Consider the following 24,467-nt stretch of genomic DNA (forward strand, 5'->3'; position numbering starts at 1 on the left):
ACGGGGCTGACCACGATATGACCGGCCGGTAGGGTCTTTGCCGTGCCGAAGCCCCTCAGTCTCGCCTTCGATCCCATCGCCCGCGCCGACGAACTCTGGAAGCGGCGGTGGGGATCCGTTCCGTCCATGTCCGCGATCACCTCGATCATGCGCGCGCACCAGATCCTGCTCGCGGAGGTCGACGCGGTCGTCAAGCCCTACGGGCTGACCTTCGCGCGGTACGAGGCGCTGGTGCTGCTCACCTTCTCCAAAGAGGGCGAGCTGACGATGTCCAAGATCGGCGAGCGGCTCATGGTGCACCCGACCTCCGTCACCAACACCGTGGACCGGCTGGTCAGGTCCGGACTGGTCGACAAGCGCCCGAACCCGAACGACGGGCGCGGCACGCTGGCCTCCATCACCGAGAAGGGCCGCGAGGTCGTCGACGCGGCCACCCGCGACCTGATGGCGATGGACTTCGGGCTCGGCGCGTACGACGCGGAGGAGTGCGCGGAGATCTTCGCGATGCTCCGGCCGCTGCGGATCGCGGCGCACGACTTCGACGAGGAGTAGGGCGCCCGTACGACCTGCGACAGGGCTCCCGCACGACCTGCGACAGGGCGCCTTTCGGCAGGCGGCGGGGCGCTTCGCCGGGGCGCGGGGGTGCCCGAAGATCGTGCGAAACCGGCCGTTACGCTCGTACCCATGAAAAAGAGCGTGCTGACCCGCTACCGCGTGATGGCCTACGTCACCGGTGTGCTGCTGGTCCTGCTGACCCTCGGTGTGATCGCCAAGTACGTGCTCGACATGGACGGTGCCGCGGACTTCACGCGCGTCGTCGGCATCGCGCACGGCTGGCTCTACGTCATCTATCTCGTCTTCGCCTTCGACCTGGGTTCCAAGGCGAAGTGGCCGGTCGGCAAGCAGCTGTGGGTGCTTCTCGCGGGCACGATCCCGACGGCCGCCTTCTTCGTGGAGCGCAAGGTCAGCCGCGAGCTGGAAGCCGGCTTCGCCGAGGACGCTCCGGCGGTCGCCAAGGCCTGATTCACCGCCGCGGGCAGGGCTCGCGGCGGTTGCCCATCGACATTTACTAGGACGTCCTAGTAAATTCAATGGTATGGACGCTCACGCCATCGAGGAAGGCCGCCGACGCTGGCAGGCCCGCTACGACGCTTCGCGCAAGCGCGAGGCCGACTTCACCACGCTCTCCGGCGACGCCGTGGAGCCGGTGTACGGGCCCCGGCCCACCGACACGTACGAGGGCTTCGACCGTATCGGCTGGCCCGGCGAGTACCCGTTCACGCGCGGGCTCCACGCGACCGGCTACCGCGGGCGTACGTGGACCATCCGGCAGTTCGCCGGATTCGGCAACGCCGAGCAGACGAACGAGCGCTACAAGATGATCCTCGCCAACGGCGGCGGGGGACTGTCCGTCGCCTTCGACATGCCGACGCTGATGGGCCGCGACTCCGACGACCCGCGCTCGCTCGGCGAGGTCGGCCACTGCGGGGTCGCCATCGACTCCGCGGCCGACATGGAGGTCCTGTTCAAGGACATCCCGCTGGGCGACGTGACGACGTCGATGACGATCAGCGGGCCGGCGGTGCCGGTCTTCTGTATGTACCTGGTCGCCGCGGAGCGCCAGGGCGTGGACCCCGCGGTGCTGAACGGCACGCTCCAGACCGACATCTTCAAGGAGTACATCGCGCAGAAGGAGTGGCTCTTCCAGCCCGAGCCGCATCTGCGGCTCATCGGGGACCTGATGGAGCACTGCGCGACGAAGATCCCCGCGTACAAGCCGCTGTCCGTCTCCGGTTACCACATCCGGGAAGCGGGGGCGACGGCCGCGCAGGAGCTGGCGTACACGCTCGCGGACGGTTTCGGGTACGTGGAGCTGGGCCTCTCGCGCGGCATGGACGTCGACGTCTTCGCCCCCGGCCTCTCCTTCTTCTTCGACGCGCACGTCGACTTCTTCGAGGAGATCGCCAAGTTCCGCGCCGCGCGCCGGATCTGGGCCCGCTGGATGCGGGACGTGTACGGCGCGCGGTCCGAGAAGGCGCAGTGGCTGCGCTTCCACACCCAGACCGCCGGTGTCTCGCTCACGGCGCAGCAGCCGTACAACAACGTGGTGCGTACGGCCGTGGAGGCGCTGGCCGCGGTGCTCGGCGGCACCAACTCGCTGCACACCAACGCGCTGGACGAGACCCTGGCCCTGCCCTCCGCGCAGGCCGCGGAGATCGCCCTTCGTACGCAGCAGGTGCTGATGGAGGAGACGGGCGTCGCCAACGTCGCCGACCCGCTGGGCGGTTCCTGGTACGTCGAGCAGCTCACCGACCGGATCGAGGCCGACGCGGAGAAGATCTTCGAGCAGATCAGGGAACGGGGGCTGCGGGCCCACCCGGACGGACAGCACCCGATCGGTCCGATCACCTCGGGCATCCTGCGGGGTATCGAGGACGGCTGGTTCACCGGCGAGATCGCCGAGTCCGCGTTCCAGTACCAGCGGTCGGTGGAGAAGGGCGACAAGCGGGTCGTGGGTGTGAACGTGCACCACGGCTCGGTGACCGGCGACCTGGAGATCCTGCGCGTCAGCCACGAGGTGGAGCGGGATCAGGTCCGTGAGCTCGGATCGCGGAAGGCGGCGCGGGACGAGGCGCGGGTGCGGGACTCGTTGGACGCGATGCTCGCTGCCGCGCGGGATGGGGGCAACATGATCGTTCCCATGCTGGAGGCGGTTCGCGCGGAGGCCACGCTCGGGGAGATCTGTGGGGTTCTCCGGGACGAGTGGGGGGTGTACACGGAGCCGGCGGGGTTCTGAGGTCCCGGCGCGGGGGCTCGGTACCGGGGGCTCCGCCCCCGGGCCCCGTGTCGCGCTGACGCGCTCGTCCTCAATCGCCGGACGGGCTGAGATTCAGTCCTGGCCCGTGGCCCCCGTCAGGCCCAGCAGGAGTACTCGGGTGAAGCTGCGGACCCACTCCTCGTCGGCGGGCTCCGCGCTGACCAGGGTGCGGTGGACCACGGCTCCCGCCACCACGTCGAAGATGAGATCCGCGGTGCGCGCGGCGGACTCGGCGTCCTCCTCGGGGGGCAGTTCGCCGCGTGCCTGAGCGCGGGCCCGGCCCTCCAGGACCAGCCGCTTCTGGCGGTCCACGATCGACGTACGGATGCGCTCCCGGAGGGGCTCGTCGCGGGTCGACTCGGCGACGACCGCCATGAGGGCCGTCTTGGTCTCCGGACGCCCCAGGATCGCCGCGAACTGGAGGACCACGCCCTCGATGTCGGCGGCGAGCGAACCGCGGTCGGGGAGCACCAGTTCGTCGAAGAGGACGGCCACGGCGTCGACGACGAGCTCGTTCTTGCCCGCCCAGCGGCGGTAGAGGGTGGTCTTGGCGACTCCGGCACGGGTCGCGACATCCCCCAACGTCAGTTTGGACCAGCCCAGTTCGACCAGCGCCGCCCGCGTCGCGTCCAGGATCGCGGCGTCCGCGGCGGCGCTGCGGGGACGTCCCGTACGGGGGACGGAGGTGCGGTTCTGCATGTCAGCGACCATATCCGGGCATGTCGGCGACCATATCCGGCGGTTGTGTGAAGCCGTGAGGGAGATCACCGGGGTATGGCATCCGGCCGCCGGTCGGTACAGTTACGCTACGACTCGTAGCGAAAGCTCGTACGCATGTCATGTGCGCGGGCGACGACCACTGGCGCCAGGTGGGGACCCGGCGCCGACCACACGCACTGAGCACCACGGGGAACGACCACATCAGGCCGTAGCGGGTCTGGCTTTCAGCACGCTTTTCACACGTGCGCGCGGAGGGGGGAGGATGTACTCATGCAGCCACGGAACATGTCCATGAGCGGAGTCGTCGACCTCGCCGCGGTGAAGGCGGCCCAGGAGGCCAAGGCGAAGGCGGAGCAGGCGCGCGCCGAAGCCGCCAGGCAGGGCGACGGAGGCGGGGCCGTGTCCCCCGCCGGTCTCGTCATCGACGTAGACGAGGCGGGATTCGAGCGCGATGTCCTGCAGCGCTCCACCGAGGTACCGGTCGTCATCGACTTCTGGGCCGAGTGGTGCGAGCCGTGCAAGCAGCTGAGCCCGGTCCTGGAGCGACTGGCACTCGAGTACAACGGGCGCTTCGTTCTGGCAAAGATCGACGTCGATGCCAACCAGATGCTGATGCAGCAGTTCGGGATCCAGGGGATCCCGGCCGTCTTCGCGGTGGTCGCCGGACAGGCGCTGCCGCTCTTCCAGGGTGCCGCGGGCGAGGAGCAGATCCGGGGGACGCTGGACCAGCTCGTGCAGGTCGCCGAGCAGCGCTTCGGGCTCACCGGTCTGACCGTCGACGCGGAGACCGAGCCCGGCAGCGCGCCGAAGGCTCCCGAGATCCCGGCCGGCCCCTATGACGCGCTGCTCGAAGCGGCCGTACAGGCCCTGGACGCGGGCGATCTGGGCGGTGCCGTCCAGGCGTACCGGAACGTACTGAGCGACGACCCCGGCAACACGGAGGCCAAGCTGGGCCTGGCGCAGGCCGAGTTGCTCCAGCGTGTGCAGAGTGCGGACCCGCAGCAGGTGCGCAAGGAGGCGGCCGACAAGCCCGCCGACGTATCGGCGCAGATCGCGGCCGCCGACCTGGATCTGGTGGGCGGTCACGTCGAGGACGCTTTCGGACGACTTATCGACGCGGTGGGGCGCACGGTCGGTGACGACCGGGACGCCGCACGGGTGCGGCTGCTCGAGCTCTTCGAGGTGGTCGGCGGGGACGACCCGCGGGTGACGGCGGCACGACGGGCCCTCGCGCGAGCCCTGTTCTGACCAGTCCCTAAACGCTCGGACTTGTGATGCCCGAGTGAAACATTGGCTCCCCCGGTGACCATGCGGCCGCGCTTTACCAAATCTTGGTAATCGCGGCCGCTGTTACTTGGAGTAAGGCTGAAGCGGTCTTCTGTCGGATTCCGTCCGCAAATCAAGCACTTTGACCCCGGGGTGGGCACCACCCTGCGTTGCTGACCGATACCGGCGGGTCGTTGTTCGGTTATCCGGCCGTTACTAGCCAGTAACGAACCCCCTTGTGCGGGCGGCCAGAATGCACCACGATCGGCGACGCTCGGTCCATTCCCGTACCCCGACAGCCAATCGGGTCAACGGCTTTTCTGGGTCCCCACCGAGTAGGGCCGGCGGCAGTGGCGCCGGTTCTTGGACAGGGGGGTCTCCGCCTTCGGTGGAGCCTGTCCAGCAGGTTGTGCGTGATGCGTGTCAGGCGCGACCAGTGGTTGTCGCTCGGGGGTGATCGCCGGTGATTCGGGCGCTGTTCGTGCCTCCGAGATCGGGCGCTCTCCTTCCCGAGGACGTAGCACTTCTCCCATCCCTGCCCGGCTGAGCCGCCGTCATTGGGGCAGTCAGGGCCAGGAGATGTACGTCCGAGAAGGAGGAAATATGGAGTCCCAGGTGCGTGGCGGGACCAGATGGAAGCGGTTCGCCGTCGTGATGGTGCCCAGCGTGGCCGCCACGGCTGCGATAGGTGTCGCCCTCGCGCAGGGCGCTCTCGCCGCGTCGTTCAGTGTGTCGGGTCAGTCGTTCAAGGTGACGGCGAAGGAGCTCAACGGCACGGGCTTCTCGCAGTACGGAGCCATTGACTCGGGGTACACCCTCGACGGCAAGAAGACGGCTCACCCGGTTGCGGTGTCCGCGTTCAAGTCCGCGTCGATCACGGACATGTGCCAGTCCGTCGTCACCCCGGACATCCCGCTGCTCGGTTCCGTCAGCCTGACGCTGAAGGCGGGCGGCGGCGGTACGCCGGTGGAGGCGGAGAACCTCTACATCGATGTCGAGGACCTCGAGGCCAATGCCACGTTCTACGGCATTGACATCGGCGTCGCCGCCAAGGACGCCAACAAGGGTCCCGGTGTCGCCAAGGGCGACCAGGCGAACCCCTACGGGTTCGCCCAGCAGGCCGACTCGGCCAAGCTGACCGACGTGAAGCAGACGGCGTGGGCGACCACGGCCGGCACTTTCAAGCTCAGCGGCCTGAAGATGTCGGTTTCCAAGGGTGTCAAGGAGTGCTACTAGGCACTCCGGGGGCGGGCGGGGAGGCCTCCTGCCGATCCGCCCGCCCCACCCCTCTCTCGTAGTACGTACTTCTCACAGCAAAGCCGTTCCAGGGAGCTGTTTTCCATGAGCGCCGAGACTCCTGCCGCGCGCGGCCAATTCACCCACTGGCGGCTGCGGTTCCGCGAATGGCGGGGCGGCCGTCCGTTCTGGGCCGGTCTGTTCGTCCTGCTCGGTGGCTTTCCGATCATGTACTTCCCGTACGCGAACCTCCAGATCGGCCATCTCACCCTGGCCATGGCGACCACCGGAGGTGCCGGCTCCCTGATCATCGGCGTGCTCCTGGTGGTACTCGGCGTCAGTCTGTGGTTCCAGAAGCACGTACGGACCTTCGCGGGCGTCGCCGCGATTCTGCTGGCGCTGGTGTCCATCCCGGTGTCCAACCTCGGTGGCTTCCTCATCGGCTTCCTGTTCGCCCTGATCGGCGGGGCGATGGCGATCTCCTGGGTGCCGGGCGAGCCCGACGAGCAGCCGGCCGCACCGGCCCGCAAGGGCGCGCACGCGGCTACGGGCAGCGTGGCTCCGGCAACCGCGGACGCGCCGGGGGAGCCGAACGATCTGTCAGGAACAAGCCCGACCAACGGGGCGAACGGGAGGCACAGTGCCGGCTGACGAGGTGACCCACGTGGACTCTGCGGGAGAGTCCCGTGCGAGAACCGGACCGCGGCATGCCGCGCCCAGGAAGCCGCTGCTCGTCCGGCTGAACGTGCCCGCGGGCAAGGCCATAGCCCTCGCGGCGATGCCGACCGCCGTCCTCATGGGGATGGGCCTCACGCCGACCCTCGCGCTCGCCGACGACCACCCGTCGTCCAAGAGTCTGACGGCCGACGAGTACCAGAAGTGCGTCGACGCCCTGGACGGCGCCAAGGACGCGTCGGCCTCGCCGTCGCCCTCCGCCTCCACCAGTTCCTCCGCGTCCCCCGACGCGACACCGACTCCCTCGGCCACGCCGTCCCCGGACAAGACCTCTTCGCCGGATTCAGGTTCCGACGACAAGGGCGAGTCCACGCCGGCTCCGACCGCGAGCAAGTCGAGCCAGAGCGGCGGCGACACGGCCACGCCGGCCCCGTCGGCGTCCGCGAGCAGCAGCAACCCGCTGGACCCGCTGGGCCTCGGTGACGCGCTCAAGGACATCCTGACGCCCGACAAGCCGGAGAGCTCCACGCCCACACCGTCCGCCACCCCCTCGGCGAGCGCGAGCAAGGACGCCTCCGACCCCGTCAAGGACACGACCGACAAGGTCACCGAGACGGCGAAGGACACGGTCGACAAGGCCGGCAAGACGGTCGAGGACACCACGGACAAGGCCAAGGCCGCCGCCAAGGAGGCGAGCGCCGCGGCCGAGTCCGCGGCGGCCTCCGCGACGCCCAGCCCGTCCGCGAGCGCGAGCACCGACGCGGACGGCTGCCCGACCTCCACCGACGACGAGGGCGGGGTCGAGAAGACAGCCGCCCTGCCCGACGACCCCTGGTATCTGAACGCCAGTTCACTGCTGCTCAAGGGTGCCGACTACCAGGGCGTGGTGAAGGTCCGTACCGCCAACGGCACGGTCAAGGAAGTCCTGAAGTACGTGATCTCCGGCGGTACCGACATCGGCGATCTGCACCAGACGACGAAGGACGCCCAGTCCGGCAAGACGTACCACGTACAGGCGGCCAAGGGCTCGACGTCCACCATCCGCAACGGTGACACCGTGATGTACACGGAGAGCATCTCCGGCAACCTGTTCGGCCTGATCCCGGTCACGTTCGACCCGGACAACCCGCCGCCCCTGAACATCCCGCTGATCTACTTCACCAATGTGAAGGTCACGCAGGCCGGCCAGTTCGGCGGCGATCTGACGGTGCCGGGGCTGCACCAGTACGTCAGCTGACCGTCGCACAGACCTTTCCGGGAGCCGCACACAGAGCTGCGGCCCGGTCCCCCACCACTTCGGGGGGCCGGGCCGCAGCTCTTTGCCGTGCGTGCGGGTGCGGGGCCGTCAGGGACGGTTGCCCTCGCCCAGGTGGTGGACCCGGACCATGTTGGTGGTGCCGGGGACGCCGGGAGGCGAGCCGGCGGTCATGACGACGACGTCGCCGTCGCTGAACACGTTGAGCTTCTGGAGCTGCTTGTCGACGAGGTCGACCATCTCGTCCGTGCTGTGCACGAAGGGCACGACGTGGGACTCGACGCCCCAGCTCAGGGTGAGCTGGTTGCGGGTGCCCTCGTCCGTGGTGAAGGCCAGGATCGGCTGGGAGGCGCGGTAGCGGGACAGCCGGCGGGCGGTGTCACCGGACTTGGTGAAGGCCACCAGGCCCTTGCCGCCGAGGAAGTCGGCGATCTCGCAGGCGGCGCGGGCGACCGAACCACCCTGCGTGCGCGGCTTCTTGCCGGGGACCAGCGGCTGCAGGCCCTTGGAGAGGAGCTCCTCCTCGGCCGCCACGACGATCCTCGACATCGTCTTGACCGTCTCGATCGGGTACGCGCCCACGGACGACTCGGCGGACAGCATGACCGCGTCGGCGCCGTCGAGGATCGCGTTGGCGACGTCGGAGGCCTCGGCGCGCGTCGGGCGGGAGTTGGTGATCATCGACTCCATCATCTGGGTCGCGACGATCACCGGCTTGGCGTTGCGGCGGCAGAGCTCCACGAGGCGCTTCTGCACCATCGGGACCTTCTCCAGCGGATACTCGACGGCCAGGTCGCCACGGGCCACCATCACGGAGTCGAACGCCGCGACGACGCCCTCCATGTTCTCGACCGCCTGCGGCTTCTCCACCTTGGCGATGACGGGGACCCGGCGGCCCTCCTCGTCCATCACCTTGTGCACGTCGTTCACGTCGTGGGCGTCGCGCACGAAGGACAGGGCGACCATGTCGCAGCCCATCTGCAGGGCGAAGCGGAGGTCCTCGACGTCCTTCTCGGACAGCGCCGGCACGTTCACGGCGGTGCCGGGCAGGTTGATGCCCTTGTGGTCGGAGATGACGCCGCCCTCGATGACGACCGTCTGGACTCGGGGGCCCTCGACCTCGACGACCCGCAGCTCGACGTTGCCGTCGTTGATGAGGATCTGGTCGCCCTTGGAGACGTCGCCCGGCAGACCCTTGTAGGTCGTGCCGCAGATCGACTTGTCGCCGGGCACGTCCTCGGTGGTGATGGTGAACTCGTCACCGCGCACCAGCTCGACGGGGCCTTCGGCGAAGGTCTCCAGACGGATCTTCGGGCCCTGCAGGTCGGCGAGGACACCGATGGCCTTGCCGGTCTCGGCGGCGGCAGCCCGGACGCGGTCGTACCGCCCCTGGTGATCGGCGTGCGTGCCGTGGCTGAAGTTGAAGCGAGCCACGTTCATGCCGGCCTGGATCAGCGCGACGAGCTGCTCATGGGAGTCGACCGCGGGGCCGAGGGTACAGACGATTTTCGAACGGCGCATGGGGCGATCCTATCGGTTTGTTTCGCTACGGAATATTCCGTCTGGCGGAAGATACAAAAGGGCGGGATGCCGCTCAGGTGAGGTCGTCGGACGGGGTGTGAGACGGCCCCACGAGTGCGTACGTCTGCGTGGCGATCTCCAGTTCCTCGTCGGTCGGCACGACGGCCACCGCGACCCGCGCGTACTCGGGCGAGATGAGCCGCGGCTCGCCCGACCGCACGGCGTTGCGCTCGCCGTCGACCGCCAGCCCCAGCTCCTCCAGGCCCGCGATCGCGGCCTCCCGCACCGGGGCGGCGTTCTCGCCGACCCCGGCCGTGAAGGCGACCGCGTCGACCCGGCCGAGCACCGCGTAGTAGGCGCCGATGTACTTCTTCAGACGGTGGATGTAGATGTCGAAGGCGAGCCGGGCCGACGCGGCGTCGGCGCCGCCCTCGTCGATCCGCCGCCGGATCTCCCGCATGTCGTTGTCGCCGCACAGGCCGACCAGACCGCTCTTCTTGTTGAGAAGAGTGTCGATCTCGTCCGTGGACATTCCGCCAACACGCATCAAATGGAAGATGACGGCCGGATCCATGTCACCGGACCGCGTACCCATCACGAGCCCCTCCAAGGGGGTCAGTCCCATGGAGGTGTCCACGCACCGCCCGCCGCGCACCGCCGACGCCGAGGCGCCGTTGCCCAGGTGCAGCACGATGACGTTCACGTCCTCCGGCGCCCGGTCCAGGAGCTTCGCCGTCGCCCGGGACACGTACGCGTGCGAGGTGCCGTGGAAGCCGTACCGGCGGATGCGGTGCTCGTCGGCCGTCTTCACGTCGATCGCGTAGCGCGCCGCCGACTCCGGCATCGTCGTGTGGAACGCGGTGTCGAAGACGGCGACCTGGGGGAGGTCGGGGCGCAGGGTGCGGGCCGTGAGGATGCCCGTCAGGTTGGCGGGGTTGTGCAGCGGGGCCACCGGGATCAGCCGCTGGATCTCCGCGAGCACGCTGTCGTCGATGACGGTCGGCCGGGTGAAGAACTTGCCGCCGTGCACCACCCGGTGGCCGATCGCCGCCAGCTCCGGGGAGTCCAGGCCGAGGCCGTCCTTGGCCAGCTCCTCGGCCACGGCCTTCAGCGCGGCCGCGTGGTCGGCGATCGGGCCGGTGCTCTCGCGGGTCCCGGCGCCGTCCCCGACGAGCGGGGTGTGCTTGAGGCGGCTCGTCTCCTCGCCGATGCGCTCGACGAGGCCCATGGCCAGCCGGCTGTGGTCACTCATGTCGAGCAGCTGGTACTTCACCGACGACGAGCCGGAGTTCAGGACGAGGACACGAGTCGCGGTCACTGCTGGGGAGCCTTCTCGTTCGGGGTCTGGGCCTGGATCGCCGTGATGGCGACGGTGTTCACGATGTCCTGGACGAGGGCACCGCGCGACAGGTCGTTGACCGGCTTGCGCAGCCCCTGGAGGACCGGGCCGACGGCGATCGCGCCGGCCGAGCGCTGCACGGCCTTGTAGGTGTTGTTGCCGGTGTTGAGGTCCGGGAAGATCAGCACGGACGCCTGGCCGGCGACCTCGGAGCCCGGCAGCTTGGTGGCCGCGACGGTCGGCTCGACGGCGGCGTCGTACTGGATCGGGCCCTCGATCTTCAGGTCGTCGCGGCGCGCGCGGACCAGCTCGGTGGCCTCCCGGACCTTGTCGACGTCCGCGCCCGAGCCGGAGGTGCCGGTGGAGTACGACAGCATCGCGATCCGCGGCTCGACGCCGAACTGCCGGGCGGTGGCGGCGGACTGCACGGCGATGTCGGCGAGCTGCTGCGCGTTCGGGTCGGGGTTCACCGCGCAGTCGCCGTAGACCAGGACCTTGTCGGCCAGGCACATGAAGAAGACGGAGGAGACGATCTTCGCGTCCGGCTTGGTCTTGATGATCTCGAAGGCCGGGCGGATCGTGGCCGCGGTGGAGTGCACGGCGCCCGACACCATGCCGTCGGCCAGTCCCTCCTGGACCATCAGGGTGCCGAAGTAGTTCACGTCCGCGACGACGTCGTACGCCAGCTCCACCGTGACGCCCTTGTGGGCGCGCAGTTGCGCGTACTTCTCGGCGAAGCGGTCCCGCAGCTCGGAGGTCCCCGGGTCGATGAGCTGCGCGCCGGCCAGGTCGATGCCGAGGTCGGCGGCCTTCTTGCGGACCTGGTCGAGCGGGCCGAGCAGGGTCAGGTCGCACACGCCCCGGCGCAGCAGCACCTCGGCCGCGTGCAGGACGCGGGCCTCGGTGCCCTCGGGCAGGACGACGCGGCGCCTGTCGGAGCGGGCCTGCTCCAGCAGTTTGTGCTCGAACATCATCGGGGTGAGGCGGTCGCTGCTCGGCGCCGAGACCCGCTTGAGCAGGTCGCCGGTGTCGACGTACCGCTCGAAGAGGCCGAGGGCCGTCTCCGCCTTGCGCGGTGTCGCGGCGTTCAACTTGCCTTCCAGGCCGAAGAGTTCGGTCGCCGTCGGGAAGCTGTTGCCGGCCACCGAGACGACCGGGGTGCCGGGCGCGAGACGGGCCGCGAGGGTGAGGATCTCGTCGCTGGGCCGTTCGTTCAGGGTCAGCAGCACGCCGGCTATCGGGGGCGTCCCTGCACTGTGCGCGGCGAGCGAGCCGATGACGAGGTCGGCGCGGTCGCCGGGGGTGACCACCAGGCATCCGGGGGTCAGCGCGTTCAGGAAGTTCGGCAGCATCGCACCGCCGAAGACGAAGTCGAGCGCGTCGCGCGCCAGGCCCGAGTCGTCGCCGAGGAGCACCTTGCCGCCGAGCGCGTGGGTGATCTGCGCGACGGTCGGCGCGGAGAGCGCGGGCTCGTCCGGAAGCACGTAACAGGACACCGGGAGACGGGAGTCGAGCCGCTCGTGGATCCCGTCGCGGTCGGCGGCGGCGACCCGGTTCACGACCATCGCGAGGACGTCGCAGCCGAGCCCGTCGTAGGCGCGGTACGCGTTGCGGGTCTCCGCGAGCACCGACTCGGCGGTCTGCTTACGGCCTCCGACGACCGGGATCACCGAGGCGGCGAACTCGTTGGCCAGCCGGGCGTTGAGCGCCAGCTCGTCCGGGAACTGCGTGTCGGCGAAGTCGGTGCCGAGGACGAGGACCACGTCGTAGTCGCGTGCGACCAGGTGGAAGCGGTCGACCAGGGTCGACACCAGCTCGTCCGTCCCCTGCTCGGCCTGGAGCGCGGACGCCTCGTGGTAGTCCATGCCGTACACGGTCGCCGGGTCCTGGGAGAGCCGGTAGCGGGCGCGCAGCAGCTCGAAGAGCCGGTCCGGGCCGTCGTGGACGAGGGGCCGGAAGACCCCCACCCGGTCGACCTGGCGGGTCAGGAGCTCCATGACTCCCAGCTCGACGACCTGGCGGCCGTCGCCGCGGTCGATCCCGGTCACGTACACGCTGCGGGTCACGCGTGCTCTCCATCCGTTGCGTCGCGGTGTTCCGGCTCCGAAAAGTAGCGGTGTCCGGGGCTCCGAAAAGTGGCCCCGCCAACGTGAGCAGAGCCCTCTTGACAATACCTCTGGCGCTGGCTAAGGCGCCCGTCAGGGCGAACGTCCTGGTGAGGGGGCCGAGGTCCCACAACGGCGGCGCGGGGCGGTGTGGGCGGGGGCGGCGGACCCCTGTGGGCCGTGAAACAATCGGATTGGCTCACACGTACCAACAGCGAGCAGGAGACACAGCACGATGCGCATCGGAGTTCTCACCGCAGGCGGCGACTGCCCGGGGCTGAACGCCGTGATCCGGTCGGTCGTGCACCGAGCGGTCACCAACTTCGGCGACGAGGTCATCGGCTTCGAGGACGGCTACGCCGGCCTGCTCGACGGCCACTACCGCACCCTCGACCTGAACGCGGTCAGCGGCATCCTCGCCCGCGGCGGCACCATCCTCGGCTCCTCGCGCCTCCAGCGCGACCGGCTCCGCGAGGCCTGCGAGAACGCGCAGGACATGGCCCGCGAATTCGGCATCGACGCGCTCATCCCGATCGGCGGCGAGGGCACCCTGACCGCCGCCCGGATGCTGTCGGACGCGGGTCTGCCCGTCGTCGGCGTCCCGAAGACGATCGACAACGACATCTCCTCCACGGACCGCACCTTCGGCTTCGACACCGCGGTCGGTGTCGCCACCGAGGCGATGGACCGCCTGAAGACGACCGCCGAGTCGCACCAGCGCGTGATGGTCGTCGAGGTCATGGGCCGGCACGCCGGCTGGATCGCCCTGGAGTCCGGCATGGCCGCCGGCGCGCACGGCATCTGCCTGCCCGAGCGGGCCTTCGACCCCTCGGACCTCGTCGCGATGGTGGAGGAGCGCTTCGCCCGCGGCAAGAAGTTCGCCGTCATCTGCGTCGCCGAGGGCGCCCACCCCGCCGAGGGCACGATGGACTACGGCCACGGCGCGATCGACCAGTTCGGCCACGAGCGCTTCCAGGGCATCGGCGCGGCCCTCGCGTACGAGCTGGAGCGGCGCCTCGGTAAGGAGGCCAAGCCGGTCATCCTCGGTCACATCCAGCGCGGTGGCACGCCGACCGCGTACGACCGGGTGCTCGCCACCCGCTTCGGCTGGCACGCGGTGGAGGCCGCGCACCGCGCCGAGTTCGGCCGTATGACGGCACTGCGCGGCACGGAGATCGAGATGGTGCCGCTCGCGGAGGCGGTCACCGAGCTGAAGACGGTCCCGAAGGACCGGATGGACGAGGCGGAGTCGGTCTTCTAGACCGGTCTTCCAAGGGCTTCCGGATGGAGTGGCCCGGGCCCAGGCTTCTTGGCCCGGGGCGCACTCCTCGCCCTGTGCCTACATCCCGTTCCTCAGTACGTGCTCCTTTGGACCATCGACCAGAAGTTGTCGACGATCCGGTCCAGGAAGTCCCGGCCGGCGTCGCTTGAGTCCCCGGCGGCCGAGCCGGACGCCCAGCTCAGCGAGGCGGCCATCTGCCCCTGGTAGTCGGTGTGCAGCTCCTGGAGGGCCTCCTCCAGGATCCGCCGGTCCAGGGGCACCATCTTGCCGACCGGCCGCACATACGCCTGCCAGCGCGTCGCCACCGCACTGCGCAGCAACTCCGCGAGCCGCTCGTCGCGCCCGGTCACGGTGATGAAGTCGGGCAGCGAGAGTTCGAGCAGATCGGCGAGCACGGACGACTGCCGCTCGTTGCCCCGCCACTCGTCGGTCTCCTCCATCCGCTGGTAGGCGAGGAGTTCCAGACCGACCGTGCGCGCGACGTCCTCCGCGGCCAGACCGCGCGAGATGCGGTGTTCCCGCAGCGTCCGGGGCGCGCCGATGAGCTCACCCGGTGAACACCACAGCACGCCCGCGAGGGCGGTGAGCTCGGCACTGCTCGGGGAGGCGATGCCGCGCTCCCAGGCGACGACGAGGTCGGGCGTGGCATAGGGCATGCCGTACGAGGCGCGCAGTCCGTACGCGACATGCTCGGGCCCCATGCCGAGACCGGCGCGGAACCGGCGGGCGGCGAGGGCGTTGAAGGGCGGCGTGGGCTGAGGGGCAGGGGGCTGGTGCACGCGCACAAGCTATGAGCACGGGACTGCGGTGACTACGGTCTGTTCGGCCACAATCACGGATTGTAGTAACATACGGTTTCGGCCGTGGCCGGAGCTGATCGAAGACCCCGGAACGGGCGCCGGCCACCCGCTCCGAGCGGAGGCCGAGCTCCTCGGTCCGGCGCCCGGCGCGCCGACGGCCAAGCGAAGGGCAAGGTGAGCGGGCATATGCGCGGACGGCTGCCCGGACCCGCCCGCGTCGGCCGCGGTGCGGTGGAACGCCGCGAGTCGCCCACCGGCGGTTCGACATCGAGGGCGGGTACGTCAGGTGCCAAGCGGCCGAGGGTCACGTGGAGCCCGGCGCAATCCCACCGCCCCGCCCCGCCACTCCTTCCGGGCGCCGGGCGCCACCGCCTCACCCCTTGACGGCCCCGCCCAGCGCGAAGCCCCCGCCGAGGCGCCGGGCGACCAGCACGTACAGCAGCAGCACCGGCGTCGAATAGATCACCGAGAACGCCGCCAGCTGCCCGTACACCACCATCCCGCGGTTCCCGAAGAACTCGTTGATGCTCACGGACGCCGGCATCTGGTCCGGGGTGAGCAGCAGCATGAACGGGACGAAGAAGTTCCCCCACATCATCACGAACGAGAAGACCGTCACCACGGACACACCCGGCCCCATCAGCGGCAGCACGATCCGCACCAGCGACTGGAACGACGACGCCCCGTCCGTCCAGGCCGCCTCCTCCAGCTCCTTCGGCACGCCGTCCATGAAGTTCTTCATCAGCCAGATGGCGAACGGCAGTTGGGAGGCCGCGAAGAAGAAGATCGTGCCCTGCACGGTGTCGATCAGGTTCACCTGGACGAACAGCGCGTACACCGGGACCATGATCGCGGTGATCGGCAGGCTCGTCGCGAAGAGGATCGTCAGCAGGAACGGGCGGTTGAGCCGCGAGCGGAAGCGGGACAGCGGATAGGCCGCCAGCGCCGCGCAGACCACCGTCAGCACCGTCCCGCCCCCGCACAGGATCAGGCTGTTGAGCAGCGGGGTGAAGAGGATGTCCGGCTTGAGGACGGCGTCGAAGTTGTCCAGCGTGACGCCGTCCGGGACCTTCACCCTCAGGTCGGCGTGCGGGTCCAGCGAGGACAGGATCACCCAGGCCAGCGGGAGCACGAACGCGGCGGCCACGACGAGCAGTCCGGCGTCCGCCGCCAGACGCCTGCCGGTGCGGCGCGAGGTGAGTGTGGTGCGCGTCAGAAGGGCCATGTCACACCTCCGTCCGCAGCAGCCGCATGTACACGAGGGAGAAGAGCGAGCCGACCACCAGGAGCAGAAGAGCCACCGCGGTTCCGTATCCGATCATGCTTTTCTGGAAGGCCTGTTCGTACATGAAGAGGGGCAGGGTCTGGCTCTTGTTGCCGGGGCCGCCCCGCGTCATGACCCAGATCAGCCCGAAGACCGACAGGGTCTGGAGCGTGTTGAGCATCAGGTTGGTGCCGATGGAACGGCGGATCATCGGGAGCGTGATGTGCCACATACGGCGCCAGCCGCCCGCGCCGTCCACCTCGGCCGCCTCCGTGATCTCCTGCGGGATCTCGTTCAGCGCGGCCGAGTAGACGAGCATCGAGAACGCCGTGCCCCGCCATACGTTCGCGAAGGACACCGCCAGGATCGGGAGCGTGAACAGCCAGTTCTGGGACGGGAGATGGAGCCAGTCCAGGATCGCGTTCAGGGTGCCCTCGCGGCGGAAGAAGGCGTAGAGGAGAAAGCCCGCGACGACCTCCGGCAGCACCCATGCCGTGATGACGATGGCGCCGACCAGTGTGCGGACCGGCTTCGACGCCCGCTGCATGAGCGCGGCCAGCGCCAGGCCCAGGGTGTTCTGGCCGATCAGGGACGAGAGCACGGTGAAGACGAGCGTGAGCCAGACCGCGTTCAGGAAGGCGTCGTCCTGGAACGCGTCGCGGAAGTTGTTGAAGCCGACGAAGGACGCGTGGGCCTGGCCGGTGAGCTGGAGATCGGTGAAGGCGATGTAGGCGCAGTAACCGATCGGCCCGGCGAGGAAGAGAACCAGCAGGATGACGGCGGGGGACACCGGCAGCGCGCGCAGCAGCGAGCGGCGAAGGCCGCCCCGGTGCGGGGAGGCGGCCTTCGGGCCGGCGGGGCGGGGCGGAGCCGGTGGCCGGACCGCCCGCGTGCCGACGCTCACTTCTTGATCACTTGGTCGTCGGTCGCCGACTTCAGCTCCTCGTCGTAGCCGCTCGCCGCCTTGTCGACCGAACTGTCACCCGTCGTCACGCCCTCCATGGCCTCCTGGATGGCGGTCGAGACCTTCGGGTACGCCGGGTACGCGGGCCGGTAGTGCGTGCTCGCCACGAGATCCGTGAAGAACTTGATGCCGGGCTGCGCCTTCGCGTACGCGGGGTCGGACGCCACGTCCTTGCGCACGGCGATACCGGAGTTGGCGATGTACCACTTCTGGGCGTTCGCCTTCGTCTGCATCGTCTCGATGAACTTGAAGGCCAGGTCGGGGTTGCCCGCCTTCGCCGGGATCGACCAGGTCCAGCCGCCCGACATGCTCACCTTGCCCGGTGCCTGCCCGTGCTGCGTGGGCATGGCGGCGAGACCCAGCTTCTGGGACCACTCGGGCCATTCGTGCCCGGCCCCCTTCTGCCAGTCCTGCGGCAGCCAGCTGCCGTCCAGGTCGATGCCGAGCTTGCCCTGGGGAAGAAGGTCACCGCGGACCGCGGTCTGGATGTTGGGGTCGAGGGCGTCCGAGACATCGGGGCCCAGCTTCTCCTTGAAGACCGTCTCCACGAACTCAAGGGAGTCCTTGAAGGCCTGGCTTCCGGTGATCCACTTCTTGGACGCCGTGTCGTACAGGGGGTCGGACTTCCCGTCACCCGTGCCGTACAGCAGCATCTCGAAGCCCTGCATGGTGGCGGCCTCGCCCGCGGGCTTGCCCGTGTAGACGTTGAGCGGCGTGACGCCCGGCACCTTCTTCTTGATGGCGCGGGCCGCGGTGAGGACGTCCTCCCAGGTCTTCGGCTGCCAGTCGGCGGGCAGCCCCGCCTTCTTGAAGATCCCCTTGTCGAACCAGAGGCCCCGGGTGTCCGTGCCGTCCGGGACGCCGTACGTCTTCCCGTCCTGCGCCTTCGCCGCGGTCTTCGCCGTGTCGACGAACTGGTCCCAGTCCTGCCACTTGTCGAGGTAGGGGTCGAGGGGCTTCAAGTACCCGCTGGTGATGTCCGAGTTGATGAGGAAGGTGTCCTCGTAGACGAGGTCGGGCGCGGTCTTGGGCGACCGCAGCATCTGCTGGACCTTCGTGTAGTACTCGGAGTCCGGGGCCTTGATCGGAACGAGCTCGACCTTCTTGCCCGGGTTCGCCTTCTCGAACTGCTTCTTGATGTCCGCCAGATAAGTGTCCGTCACCTTGATCGAGTTGTCCGTCGACTGTTTGAAGGACACCTTCACCGTGTCGGGATCGCTTCCGGAACCACTGCCGCAGGCGGTCAGGGTTCCGGCGGCGGACACGGTGAGCAGGGCCGCGAGGAGCAGGGGAGCGGTGGTACGGGGGCGGGCGGCGGTGGGGCGCACGGGCACGACCTCCTACTGGCCGACATCGTCGGTGGCCGAGTTTGGCTGCTCGTGAACGTATGAGATGTGCGTATGTCAGGTCAATGACTGTGCAGTGGCTACGGTCGAAGGGAGCACGCCGTGCCGCGGGCGCGCAACCATCGGGCGTGGTGGCGAGTCCACTTGGTGCCGGCCGAACTGGTCCGCATATAAGGGGAATCGATCACCTTCACCCGTCAGGGAGCGCCATGACCTCGGACGACACCTCGGACCACGCCCCGCGCGGATTCACGCGGAGCGTGCGGCGGTTCTTTTGGCTGCCGCGGGACGCCCCGCGCGATGCCGCCCCGATCCGGCCCCTGGCCCGGGTTTGGGCCGCCCTCGCCGTGGTCGGGGCCGGCTTCGCCGCCCTCGGCTGGGGGGACATGGTGGTGATCGTGTGCGTGCTCGGGGTGCTGCACGCCCTGGTCGACGAGGTGAACAACGGGGTCCGGCACCGGTGGCCGGCCTTCGTGGCCGCGCTGGGAGCCGGCTGGGCGGTCGACCGGCTCGTCCGGGCCGTGACGTCCGCGCCCACCGATCCCGACTGGGCCGACTACCCCGGCCTCGCCGCCGGGAGCCTGGCCGCCTTCGCGATCTTCGTGGCCGTCACGCGCCTGCCGGGCCGGCCCGCCGGCGGACCCGTGCGTGTCTGACGGGGTGTTCGTGGCCGTCACGTGTCTGCCGGGCCGGCCTGCCGGCGGGCCTGTGCGTGTCTGACGGGGTGTTCGTGGCTGTCACGTGTCTGCCGGGCCGGCCTGCCGGCGGACCCGTGCGTGTCTGACGGGGTGTTCGTGGCTGTCACGCGTCTGCCGGGCCGGCCTGCCGGCGGACCCGTGCGTGACTGACGGGGTGTTCGTGGCCGTCACGCGTCTGCCGGGCCGGCCCGCCGCCGGGTTCGTGCGCGTCTGACGGGCTTACCCCTTCACCCAGCGGTACTGCAGCTCCGGCCGGCCCACCTGGCCGTACTGCGGGCTGCGGGCCGCCCGGCCGGAGTCCACCAGGTGCTCCAGATACCGGCGCGCGGTGATCCGGGAGATGCCGACCGCCTCGGCGACACCGGCCGCGGTCAGGCCGCTCCCGGCGCAGTCCCGGAGGGTGACCGTGACGCGTTCCAGGGTCGGGGCGCTCAGCCCCTTCGGGAGCGCGGCGGGGCCGGGGGCGCGGAGGGTGGCGAGGGCACGGTCCACCTCGTCCTGGCCGCTCGCCTCACCGGCCGCCGCGTGATACTCGGCGTACCGCACGAGACGGTCGCGCAGGGTGGCGAACGTGAACGGCTTCAGGACGTACTGGACGACCCCGAGCGAGACCCCTTCGCGTACGACGGCCAGGTCCCGTGCGGACGTCACCGCTATCACGTCCGCGTGGTAGCCGGCGGCGCGCAGCGAGCGCGCCAGCTGCAGGCCGTGCACATCGGGCAGATGCAGGTCCAGCAGCAACAGGTCCACCGGCGTACGGTCCAGGGCGCGCCGGGCCTCCGCGCCGGTGTGCGCCTTGCCCACCGCGACGAAGCCGGGCACGCGCCCGACGTACAGGACGTGCGCGTCGGCGGCGACGGGGTCGTCCTCCACGACCAGGACGCGGATCGGCTCGTTCATACGTCGCCTCCAGGCACGGGCTGGGCGGGCTTGACGTGCTGAGACACGGAGTCGCTCCCGCGGGCGGACTCGGCGGGCCCGGCGTCCGCCCTGCCGGCGACCGCCGGTGCCGAGGCAACCGTAGGCAACGGCAACCGCGCCTCGAACTCCGCCCCGCCCCCGGCCGCCTCCCGCACCGTCAGTGTCCCGTCGTGCCGGCTCACCGCCTGCCGTACGAGAGCCAGCCCGAGCCCCCGGCCACCGGGTCCCGCGGGCTTCGTGGACCAGCCGCGCTGGAAGACCGCCTCCGCGTGGGCCGGGTCCACTCCGGTACCGGTGTCGGCGACCCGGAGCACCAGGCCGTCGTCGTCGGTGACCGCGGTGACGGTGACGCGGGCTCCCGCGGTGCCCTGAGCCGCGTCCACCGCGTTGTCGATCAGGTTGCCCAGCACGGTGACGAGGTCACGCGCGGGCAGCGAGTCGGGCAGGAGCCCGTCGTCGATGGCGCTCTCCTGCGCGACCACCAGTTCCACGCCCCGCTCGTTCGCCTGCGCGGCCTTGCCCAGGAGCAGGGCGGCCAGGACCGGTTCGCTGACCGCCGCCACCACGTGGTCCGTCAGGGTCTGCGCCAGCTCCAGCTCCGCGGTGGCGAAGTCGACCGCCTCCTCGGCACGGCCCAGTTCGATCAGCGACACCACGGTGTGCAGGCGGTTCGCCGCCTCGTGCGCCTGTGAGCGCAACGCCTGGGTGAAGCCGCGTTCCGAGTCCAACTCACCCATCAGGGACTGGAGTTCGGTCACATCGCGCAGGGTCACGACGGTGCCCCGGCGCTCGCCGCCCGAGACCGGTGAGGTGTTCACCACCAGGACCCGGGTGGCCGTCAGATGCACTTCGTCCATCCGTGGCTCGGAGGACAGCAGCGCGCCGGTCAGGGGCGCCGGGAGGCCCAGCTCCGCGACCGACAGCCCGACAGCGTCGCCGGACACCCCCAGCAGCTCCTGCCCCCCGTCGTTGACCAGCGCCACCCGGTACTGCCCGTCCAGCATCAGCAGACCCTCGCGTACGGCGTGCAGGGCGGCCTGGTGGTAGTCGTGCATACGGCTGAGCTCGGCCGCGTTCATGTTGTGGGTGTGCCGGCGCAGCCGGGCGTTGACCACGTACGTGCCGAGACCGCCCAGCGCCAGGGCGCCCGCCGCCACCCCGATCAGGGCCGTCACCTGGTCCTGGACCCGCGCGCTGATCGCCTCGACCTTGATCCCCGCGCTGACCAGGCCGACGACCTGCCCGCCGTCGTCGATCGGCGTGACGGCGCGCACGGAGGGACCGAGGGTGCCCGTGTACGTCTCCGTGAAGGACTCGCCCCGCAGAGCACGGGCCGTGTGGCCGAGGAAGTGCTCGCCGATCAGCTTCTCGTTGGGGTGGGTCCAGCGGATGCCCTGCGGGTTCATGATCGTGACGAAGTCGACGCCGGTGTGCCGCTGCACCTGGAGGGCGTACGGCTGAAGGGTCTTCGTCGGGTCGTCGGTGCGGATCGCCGCCCGTACCGAAGGGGCGTCCGCCACCGAGCGGGCGACGGCCATGGCCTGGCGGCCCGCCGCCTCCTCGGCCTGGCTGCGGTCGCTGATGTACGTGAACAGCGCGTACCCGGCCACGACGACGGCGATCAGCACGGCCTGCATGGCGAACAGCTGGCCGGCCAGACTGCGGGGGCGCGGTACGCGGGGAATGCGCATGTCGTCAGTCTGCCTCCCCGTATCAGTGTGAACTAAATGAACGGAAGGGTGACCGCCCTCACAGGGCGGGAGATAGTCACCGCATCCCGGTCGCGTGTTTCCGGGACCGGCCCGGGAACGAGACCCCGGTCCGACCCCGACCCGGGAGCCTCGCTCCTGGTTCGGCCCCCACCCGGGGCAGGCCCCCGGTCCCCCCGGACGTGAGCCGCACGCCGGATGATGCCGACGACGTCGTCAAGGAGGGCAGTCGTGACCAGCACACCCGAAGCGGCACCTGCCGCACCCGCCGCCAAGCGGGACCGCACGCACTACCTGTACATCGCGGTGATCGCCGCGGTGGTTCTCGGCATCATCGTCGGGTTCGCCGCGCCGGACTTCGCCAAGGAGCTCAAGCCGATCGGCACGGGCTTCGTGAACCTGATCAAGATGATGATCTCGCCGATCATCTTCTGCACGATCGTGCTCGGGGTCGGCTCGGTCCGCAAGGCGGCCAAGGTCGGCAAGGTCGGCGGTCTCGCCCTCGGCTACTTCATCTGCATGTCCTTCGTGGCGCTGGCCATCGGCCTGGTCGTCGGCAACATCATCCACCCGGGCAGCGGGATGCATCTGACCGAGGCCGTGAAGGGCGTGGGCCACACCCAGGCGCAGGCCGCCGCCGAGGGACCGGTCGACTTCCTGCTCGGGATCATCCCGACCACGTTCGTCTCGGCGTTCACCGAGGGCCAGGTGCTGCAGACGCTGCTGGTCGCGCTGCTCGTGGGCTTCGCGCTGCAGGCCATGGGGCGCGCCGGTGAGCCGGTGCTGCGCGGGGTCGAACACATCCAGAAGCTGGTCTTCCGGGTCCTCGGCATGATCATGTGGGCCGCTCCGGTCGGTGCCTTCGGCGCGATGGCCGCGGTCATCGGCGAGACGGGCATGGACGCGCTCAAGGCGCTGGCCACGATCATGTTCGGCTTCTACATCACCTGTTTCCTGTTCATCGTGATCGTGCTCGGCACGCTGGTGAAGCTGGTGGCCAAGGTCAATCTCTTCCACCTGCTGAGGTACCTCGGCCGGGAGTTCCTGCTGATCGTCTCCACCTCGTCGTCCGAGTCCGCGCTGCCGCGACTCATCGCGAAGATGGAGCACCTGGGTGTCAGCCGCCCGGTCGTCGGCATCACCGTGCCGACCGGCTACTCGTTCAACCTCGACGGCACGATGATCTACCTGACCATGGCCTCGCTCTTCATCGCCGACGCGATGGACCAGCCGATGGGCATCGGCCAGCAGATCGGCCTGCTGCTCTTCATGATGATCGCCTCGAAGGGCGCCGCGGGTGTCTCCGGCTCCGGTATCGCCGTACTGGCCAGTGGTCTGCAGTCCCACAAGCCCGCCCTGGTGGACGGCGTCGGCCTGATCATCGGCATCGACCGCTTCATGAGCGAGGCCCGCGCCGTCACCAACTTCGCGGGCAACGCGGTCGCCACGCTGCTCATCGGCACCTGGACCGGCGAGGTCGACAAGGCGCGGGTGGACCTGGTCCTCGCGGGCGGACTGCCCTTCGACGAGAAGACCCTGCTGGACGACGGCCGGGACCCCGTCCCGGCGGAGGTGCCCGAGCAGGGCGGTGAGAAGGAGCTCGCCAAGGCGTAGCCGCCCCGCGTCGCCCGCACGGGCGCCGCTCAAGAAAAGCCGCCGAGTGGCCGGGTCACCCCCCGTTGGCCTGGCCCTCGGTTCAGGCCGAGTGGTCTGGCCATCCCCCGTGGCCGGGCCACTCGGTCATTTCCGCGCGGGTTCGGCCGGCGACGCGGCAGCTGTCCGTGGCGCCCGGTTCCTGCCGGTTCGGCGGGGTCAGCGGAGACGGCGGTGCGGTGGGTGTCCGTGGCACCCGGTTCCCGCCGGTTCGGCCGGGTCAGCCGCTCAGTTCCGTCACCAGCTCGGTGGCGCGCGCGAGGGGTACGCCCACCGTCGTCATCACGGTGATCACAGCGGAGCGGCCCGCTTCCTCCGGTGCCAGCAGCCCGTCGTTCACCGCCTCCATGAGGGCGAACAGCATCTGCTCGTGCGCGTAGGCGAGTGCGGGGGCGGGCAGCGGCGACTCGAACACGCCCTGGTCCAGGCCGTGTTGGAGCACCTCCACGCAGGCATCGCGGACCGGGGCCAGCCGCTCGCGAATGCCCTGGACCGTGACACTGTGCTGGGCCAGCGCCACCAGCAGCCGGTAGCGGTCGGCGATCTCCCAGACCGCGAGCATCGAGCGGATCAGTGACTCCGCCGGGTCCTCGACCCCCTCCCGGCCCGCGGCATGCGCCGCCTCCACCGTCTGCACCGCCGCTTCGAACAGGGTGCCGATCAGCGCCTCACGGCTGGGGAAGTGCCCGTACACCGTGCGTCGTACCACGCCCGCGGCCTTCGCGATCTGGTCCATGGACGCGTCGGGGTCGCGCAGCAGCTCCGTGAGCGCGATGTCGAGGATGCGGCGGCGGTTCACCTCCGCGCGGCTGGGGCTGTCCGTCGTCATGGCTGCCATTCTGCCCGCCCCCGAGGCGAGCCACGGCTCGCTCGCGAGGGCTTCACCTCCTTGATT

General features: G+C 69.9%; 21 protein-coding genes. 10 read left to right on the top strand and 11 right to left on the bottom strand.

The annotated features are described in order from the left end of the window. Positions 1-42: 42 nt before the first annotated feature. The 3 genes from ACFVYF_RS21850 to ACFVYF_RS21860 all read left to right on the top strand — a co-directional run bounded on the left by ACFVYF_RS21850 (position 43) and on the right by ACFVYF_RS21860 (position 2,797). The gene (locus tag ACFVYF_RS21850; RefSeq protein ID WP_389457632.1) at positions 43-552 is read left to right on the top strand and encodes a MarR family winged helix-turn-helix transcriptional regulator; all 510 of its coding nucleotides are present in this window, start codon (positions 43-45) and stop codon (positions 550-552) included. Positions 553-684: 132 nt separating this feature from the next. Continuing rightward, positions 685-1,023, top strand: coding sequence for a DUF3817 domain-containing protein (locus ACFVYF_RS21855; protein WP_389457634.1), 339 nt, complete (start codon positions 685-687; stop codon positions 1,021-1,023). 73 nt (positions 1,024-1,096) lie between these two features. Next, on the top strand, positions 1,097-2,797 hold the full coding sequence (locus tag ACFVYF_RS21860; RefSeq protein WP_389457636.1) for a methylmalonyl-CoA mutase: 1,701 nt from the start codon (positions 1,097-1,099) through the stop codon (positions 2,795-2,797). A 93-nt stretch (positions 2,798-2,890) separates the two neighbouring features. Here the strand turns inward: ACFVYF_RS21860 and ACFVYF_RS21865 are convergent, their stop codons facing one another. Then, positions 2,891-3,517 (bottom strand): TetR/AcrR family transcriptional regulator, encoded by a 627-nt coding sequence (locus ACFVYF_RS21865; protein WP_389457638.1) that lies wholly within the window; start codon positions 3,515-3,517, stop codon positions 2,891-2,893. Between the two features lie 291 nt (positions 3,518-3,808). Here ACFVYF_RS21865 and ACFVYF_RS21870 point away from each other — a divergent pair, with 291 nt between their 5' ends. The 4 genes from ACFVYF_RS21870 to ACFVYF_RS21885 all read left to right on the top strand — a co-directional run bounded on the left by ACFVYF_RS21870 (position 3,809) and on the right by ACFVYF_RS21885 (position 7,952). Beyond that, positions 3,809-4,786 carry a tetratricopeptide repeat protein gene (locus ACFVYF_RS21870; RefSeq protein ID WP_389457640.1) on the top strand — a complete coding sequence of 326 codons (978 nt, stop codon included), beginning with the start codon at positions 3,809-3,811 and terminating at the stop codon, positions 4,784-4,786. Positions 4,787-5,407: 621 nt separating this feature from the next. Continuing rightward, positions 5,408-6,040: a DUF6230 family protein gene (locus ACFVYF_RS21875; RefSeq protein WP_389457642.1), complete on the top strand. Its 633-nt coding sequence runs from the start codon at positions 5,408-5,410 to the stop codon at positions 6,038-6,040. Between the two features lie 105 nt (positions 6,041-6,145). After that, a complete protein-coding gene (locus tag ACFVYF_RS21880) occupies positions 6,146-6,691 on the top strand; it encodes a DUF6114 domain-containing protein (RefSeq protein ID WP_389457643.1) in 546 nt (181 codons plus the stop codon). After that, complete coding sequence (locus tag ACFVYF_RS21885; RefSeq protein ID WP_389457645.1) at positions 6,681-7,952, top strand: hypothetical protein; 1,272 nt, start codon at positions 6,681-6,683, stop codon at positions 7,950-7,952. Before ACFVYF_RS21880 ends, ACFVYF_RS21885 begins: the two co-directional genes overlap by 11 nt. Before the next feature lie 108 nt (positions 7,953-8,060). Here the strand turns inward: ACFVYF_RS21885 and pyk are convergent, their stop codons facing one another. The 3 genes from pyk to pta all read right to left on the bottom strand — a co-directional run bounded on the left by pyk (position 8,061) and on the right by pta (position 12,896). Continuing rightward, positions 8,061-9,491, bottom strand: a complete 1,431-nt coding sequence (pyk, locus tag ACFVYF_RS21890) for a pyruvate kinase (RefSeq protein WP_389457647.1) — start codon at positions 9,489-9,491, stop codon at positions 8,061-8,063. Positions 9,492-9,564: 73 nt separating this feature from the next. Next, on the bottom strand, positions 9,565-10,809 hold the full coding sequence (locus ACFVYF_RS21895; RefSeq protein ID WP_389457649.1) for an acetate kinase: 1,245 nt from the start codon (positions 10,807-10,809) through the stop codon (positions 9,565-9,567). Then, on the bottom strand, positions 10,806-12,896 hold the full coding sequence (pta, locus tag ACFVYF_RS21900) for a phosphate acetyltransferase (protein WP_389457650.1): 2,091 nt from the start codon (positions 12,894-12,896) through the stop codon (positions 10,806-10,808). The genes ACFVYF_RS21895 and pta overlap by 4 nt, the downstream gene beginning before the upstream one ends. A 274-nt stretch (positions 12,897-13,170) precedes the next feature. On the opposite strand from pta, the gene ACFVYF_RS21905 reads away from it, so the two are divergent. Continuing rightward, positions 13,171-14,196: an ATP-dependent 6-phosphofructokinase gene (locus ACFVYF_RS21905; RefSeq protein ID WP_389457652.1), complete on the top strand. Its 1,026-nt coding sequence runs from the start codon at positions 13,171-13,173 to the stop codon at positions 14,194-14,196. Between the two features lie 92 nt (positions 14,197-14,288). On the opposite strand, the gene ACFVYF_RS21910 is transcribed toward ACFVYF_RS21905, so the two are convergent. The 4 genes from ACFVYF_RS21910 to ACFVYF_RS21925 all read right to left on the bottom strand — a co-directional run bounded on the left by ACFVYF_RS21910 (position 14,289) and on the right by ACFVYF_RS21925 (position 18,579). Next, positions 14,289-14,918 (bottom strand): XRE family transcriptional regulator, encoded by a 630-nt coding sequence (locus ACFVYF_RS21910; protein WP_389457696.1) that lies wholly within the window; start codon positions 14,916-14,918, stop codon positions 14,289-14,291. A 472-nt stretch (positions 14,919-15,390) separates the two neighbouring features. Next, positions 15,391-16,242 (bottom strand): carbohydrate ABC transporter permease, encoded by an 852-nt coding sequence (locus ACFVYF_RS21915; RefSeq protein ID WP_389457654.1) that lies wholly within the window; start codon positions 16,240-16,242, stop codon positions 15,391-15,393. Position 16,243: 1 nt separating this feature from the next. Further along, positions 16,244-17,185 (bottom strand): carbohydrate ABC transporter permease, encoded by a 942-nt coding sequence (locus ACFVYF_RS21920; protein ID WP_389457655.1) that lies wholly within the window; start codon positions 17,183-17,185, stop codon positions 16,244-16,246. Beyond that, positions 17,182-18,579 carry an extracellular solute-binding protein gene (locus ACFVYF_RS21925; RefSeq protein WP_389457657.1) on the bottom strand — a complete coding sequence of 466 codons (1,398 nt, stop codon included), beginning with the start codon at positions 18,577-18,579 and terminating at the stop codon, positions 17,182-17,184. Before ACFVYF_RS21925 ends, ACFVYF_RS21920 begins: the two co-directional genes overlap by 4 nt. Positions 18,580-18,800: 221 nt before the next feature. Here ACFVYF_RS21925 and ACFVYF_RS21930 point away from each other — a divergent pair, with 221 nt between their 5' ends. Then, positions 18,801-19,247, top strand: a complete 447-nt coding sequence (locus tag ACFVYF_RS21930) for a hypothetical protein (RefSeq protein WP_389457659.1) — start codon at positions 18,801-18,803, stop codon at positions 19,245-19,247. A 261-nt stretch (positions 19,248-19,508) separates the two neighbouring features. Here the strand turns inward: ACFVYF_RS21930 and ACFVYF_RS21935 are convergent, their stop codons facing one another. Both ACFVYF_RS21935 and ACFVYF_RS21940 read right to left on the bottom strand, forming a co-directional pair. Next, positions 19,509-20,189: a response regulator gene (locus tag ACFVYF_RS21935; protein ID WP_389457661.1), complete on the bottom strand. Its 681-nt coding sequence runs from the start codon at positions 20,187-20,189 to the stop codon at positions 19,509-19,511. After that, on the bottom strand, positions 20,186-21,901 hold the full coding sequence (locus ACFVYF_RS21940) for an ATP-binding protein (protein WP_389457663.1): 1,716 nt from the start codon (positions 21,899-21,901) through the stop codon (positions 20,186-20,188). The genes ACFVYF_RS21935 and ACFVYF_RS21940 overlap by 4 nt, the downstream gene beginning before the upstream one ends. 216 nt (positions 21,902-22,117) lie before the next feature. Between ACFVYF_RS21940 and ACFVYF_RS21945 the strand changes: the two genes are divergently transcribed. Beyond that, positions 22,118-23,533: a cation:dicarboxylate symporter family transporter gene (locus tag ACFVYF_RS21945; RefSeq protein WP_389457665.1), complete on the top strand. Its 1,416-nt coding sequence runs from the start codon at positions 22,118-22,120 to the stop codon at positions 23,531-23,533. A gap of 259 nt (positions 23,534-23,792) precedes the next feature. Here the strand turns inward: ACFVYF_RS21945 and ACFVYF_RS21950 are convergent, their stop codons facing one another. Beyond that, entirely contained in the window at positions 23,793-24,410 is a 618-nt protein-coding gene (locus ACFVYF_RS21950) for a TetR/AcrR family transcriptional regulator (RefSeq protein WP_389457667.1), read from the bottom strand. Between the last annotated feature and the right edge of the window lie 57 nt (positions 24,411-24,467).

It is taken from the genome of Streptomyces sp. NPDC058274 (assembly GCF_042881375.1).
Classification (GTDB): domain Bacteria; phylum Actinomycetota; class Actinomycetes; order Streptomycetales; family Streptomycetaceae; genus Streptomyces.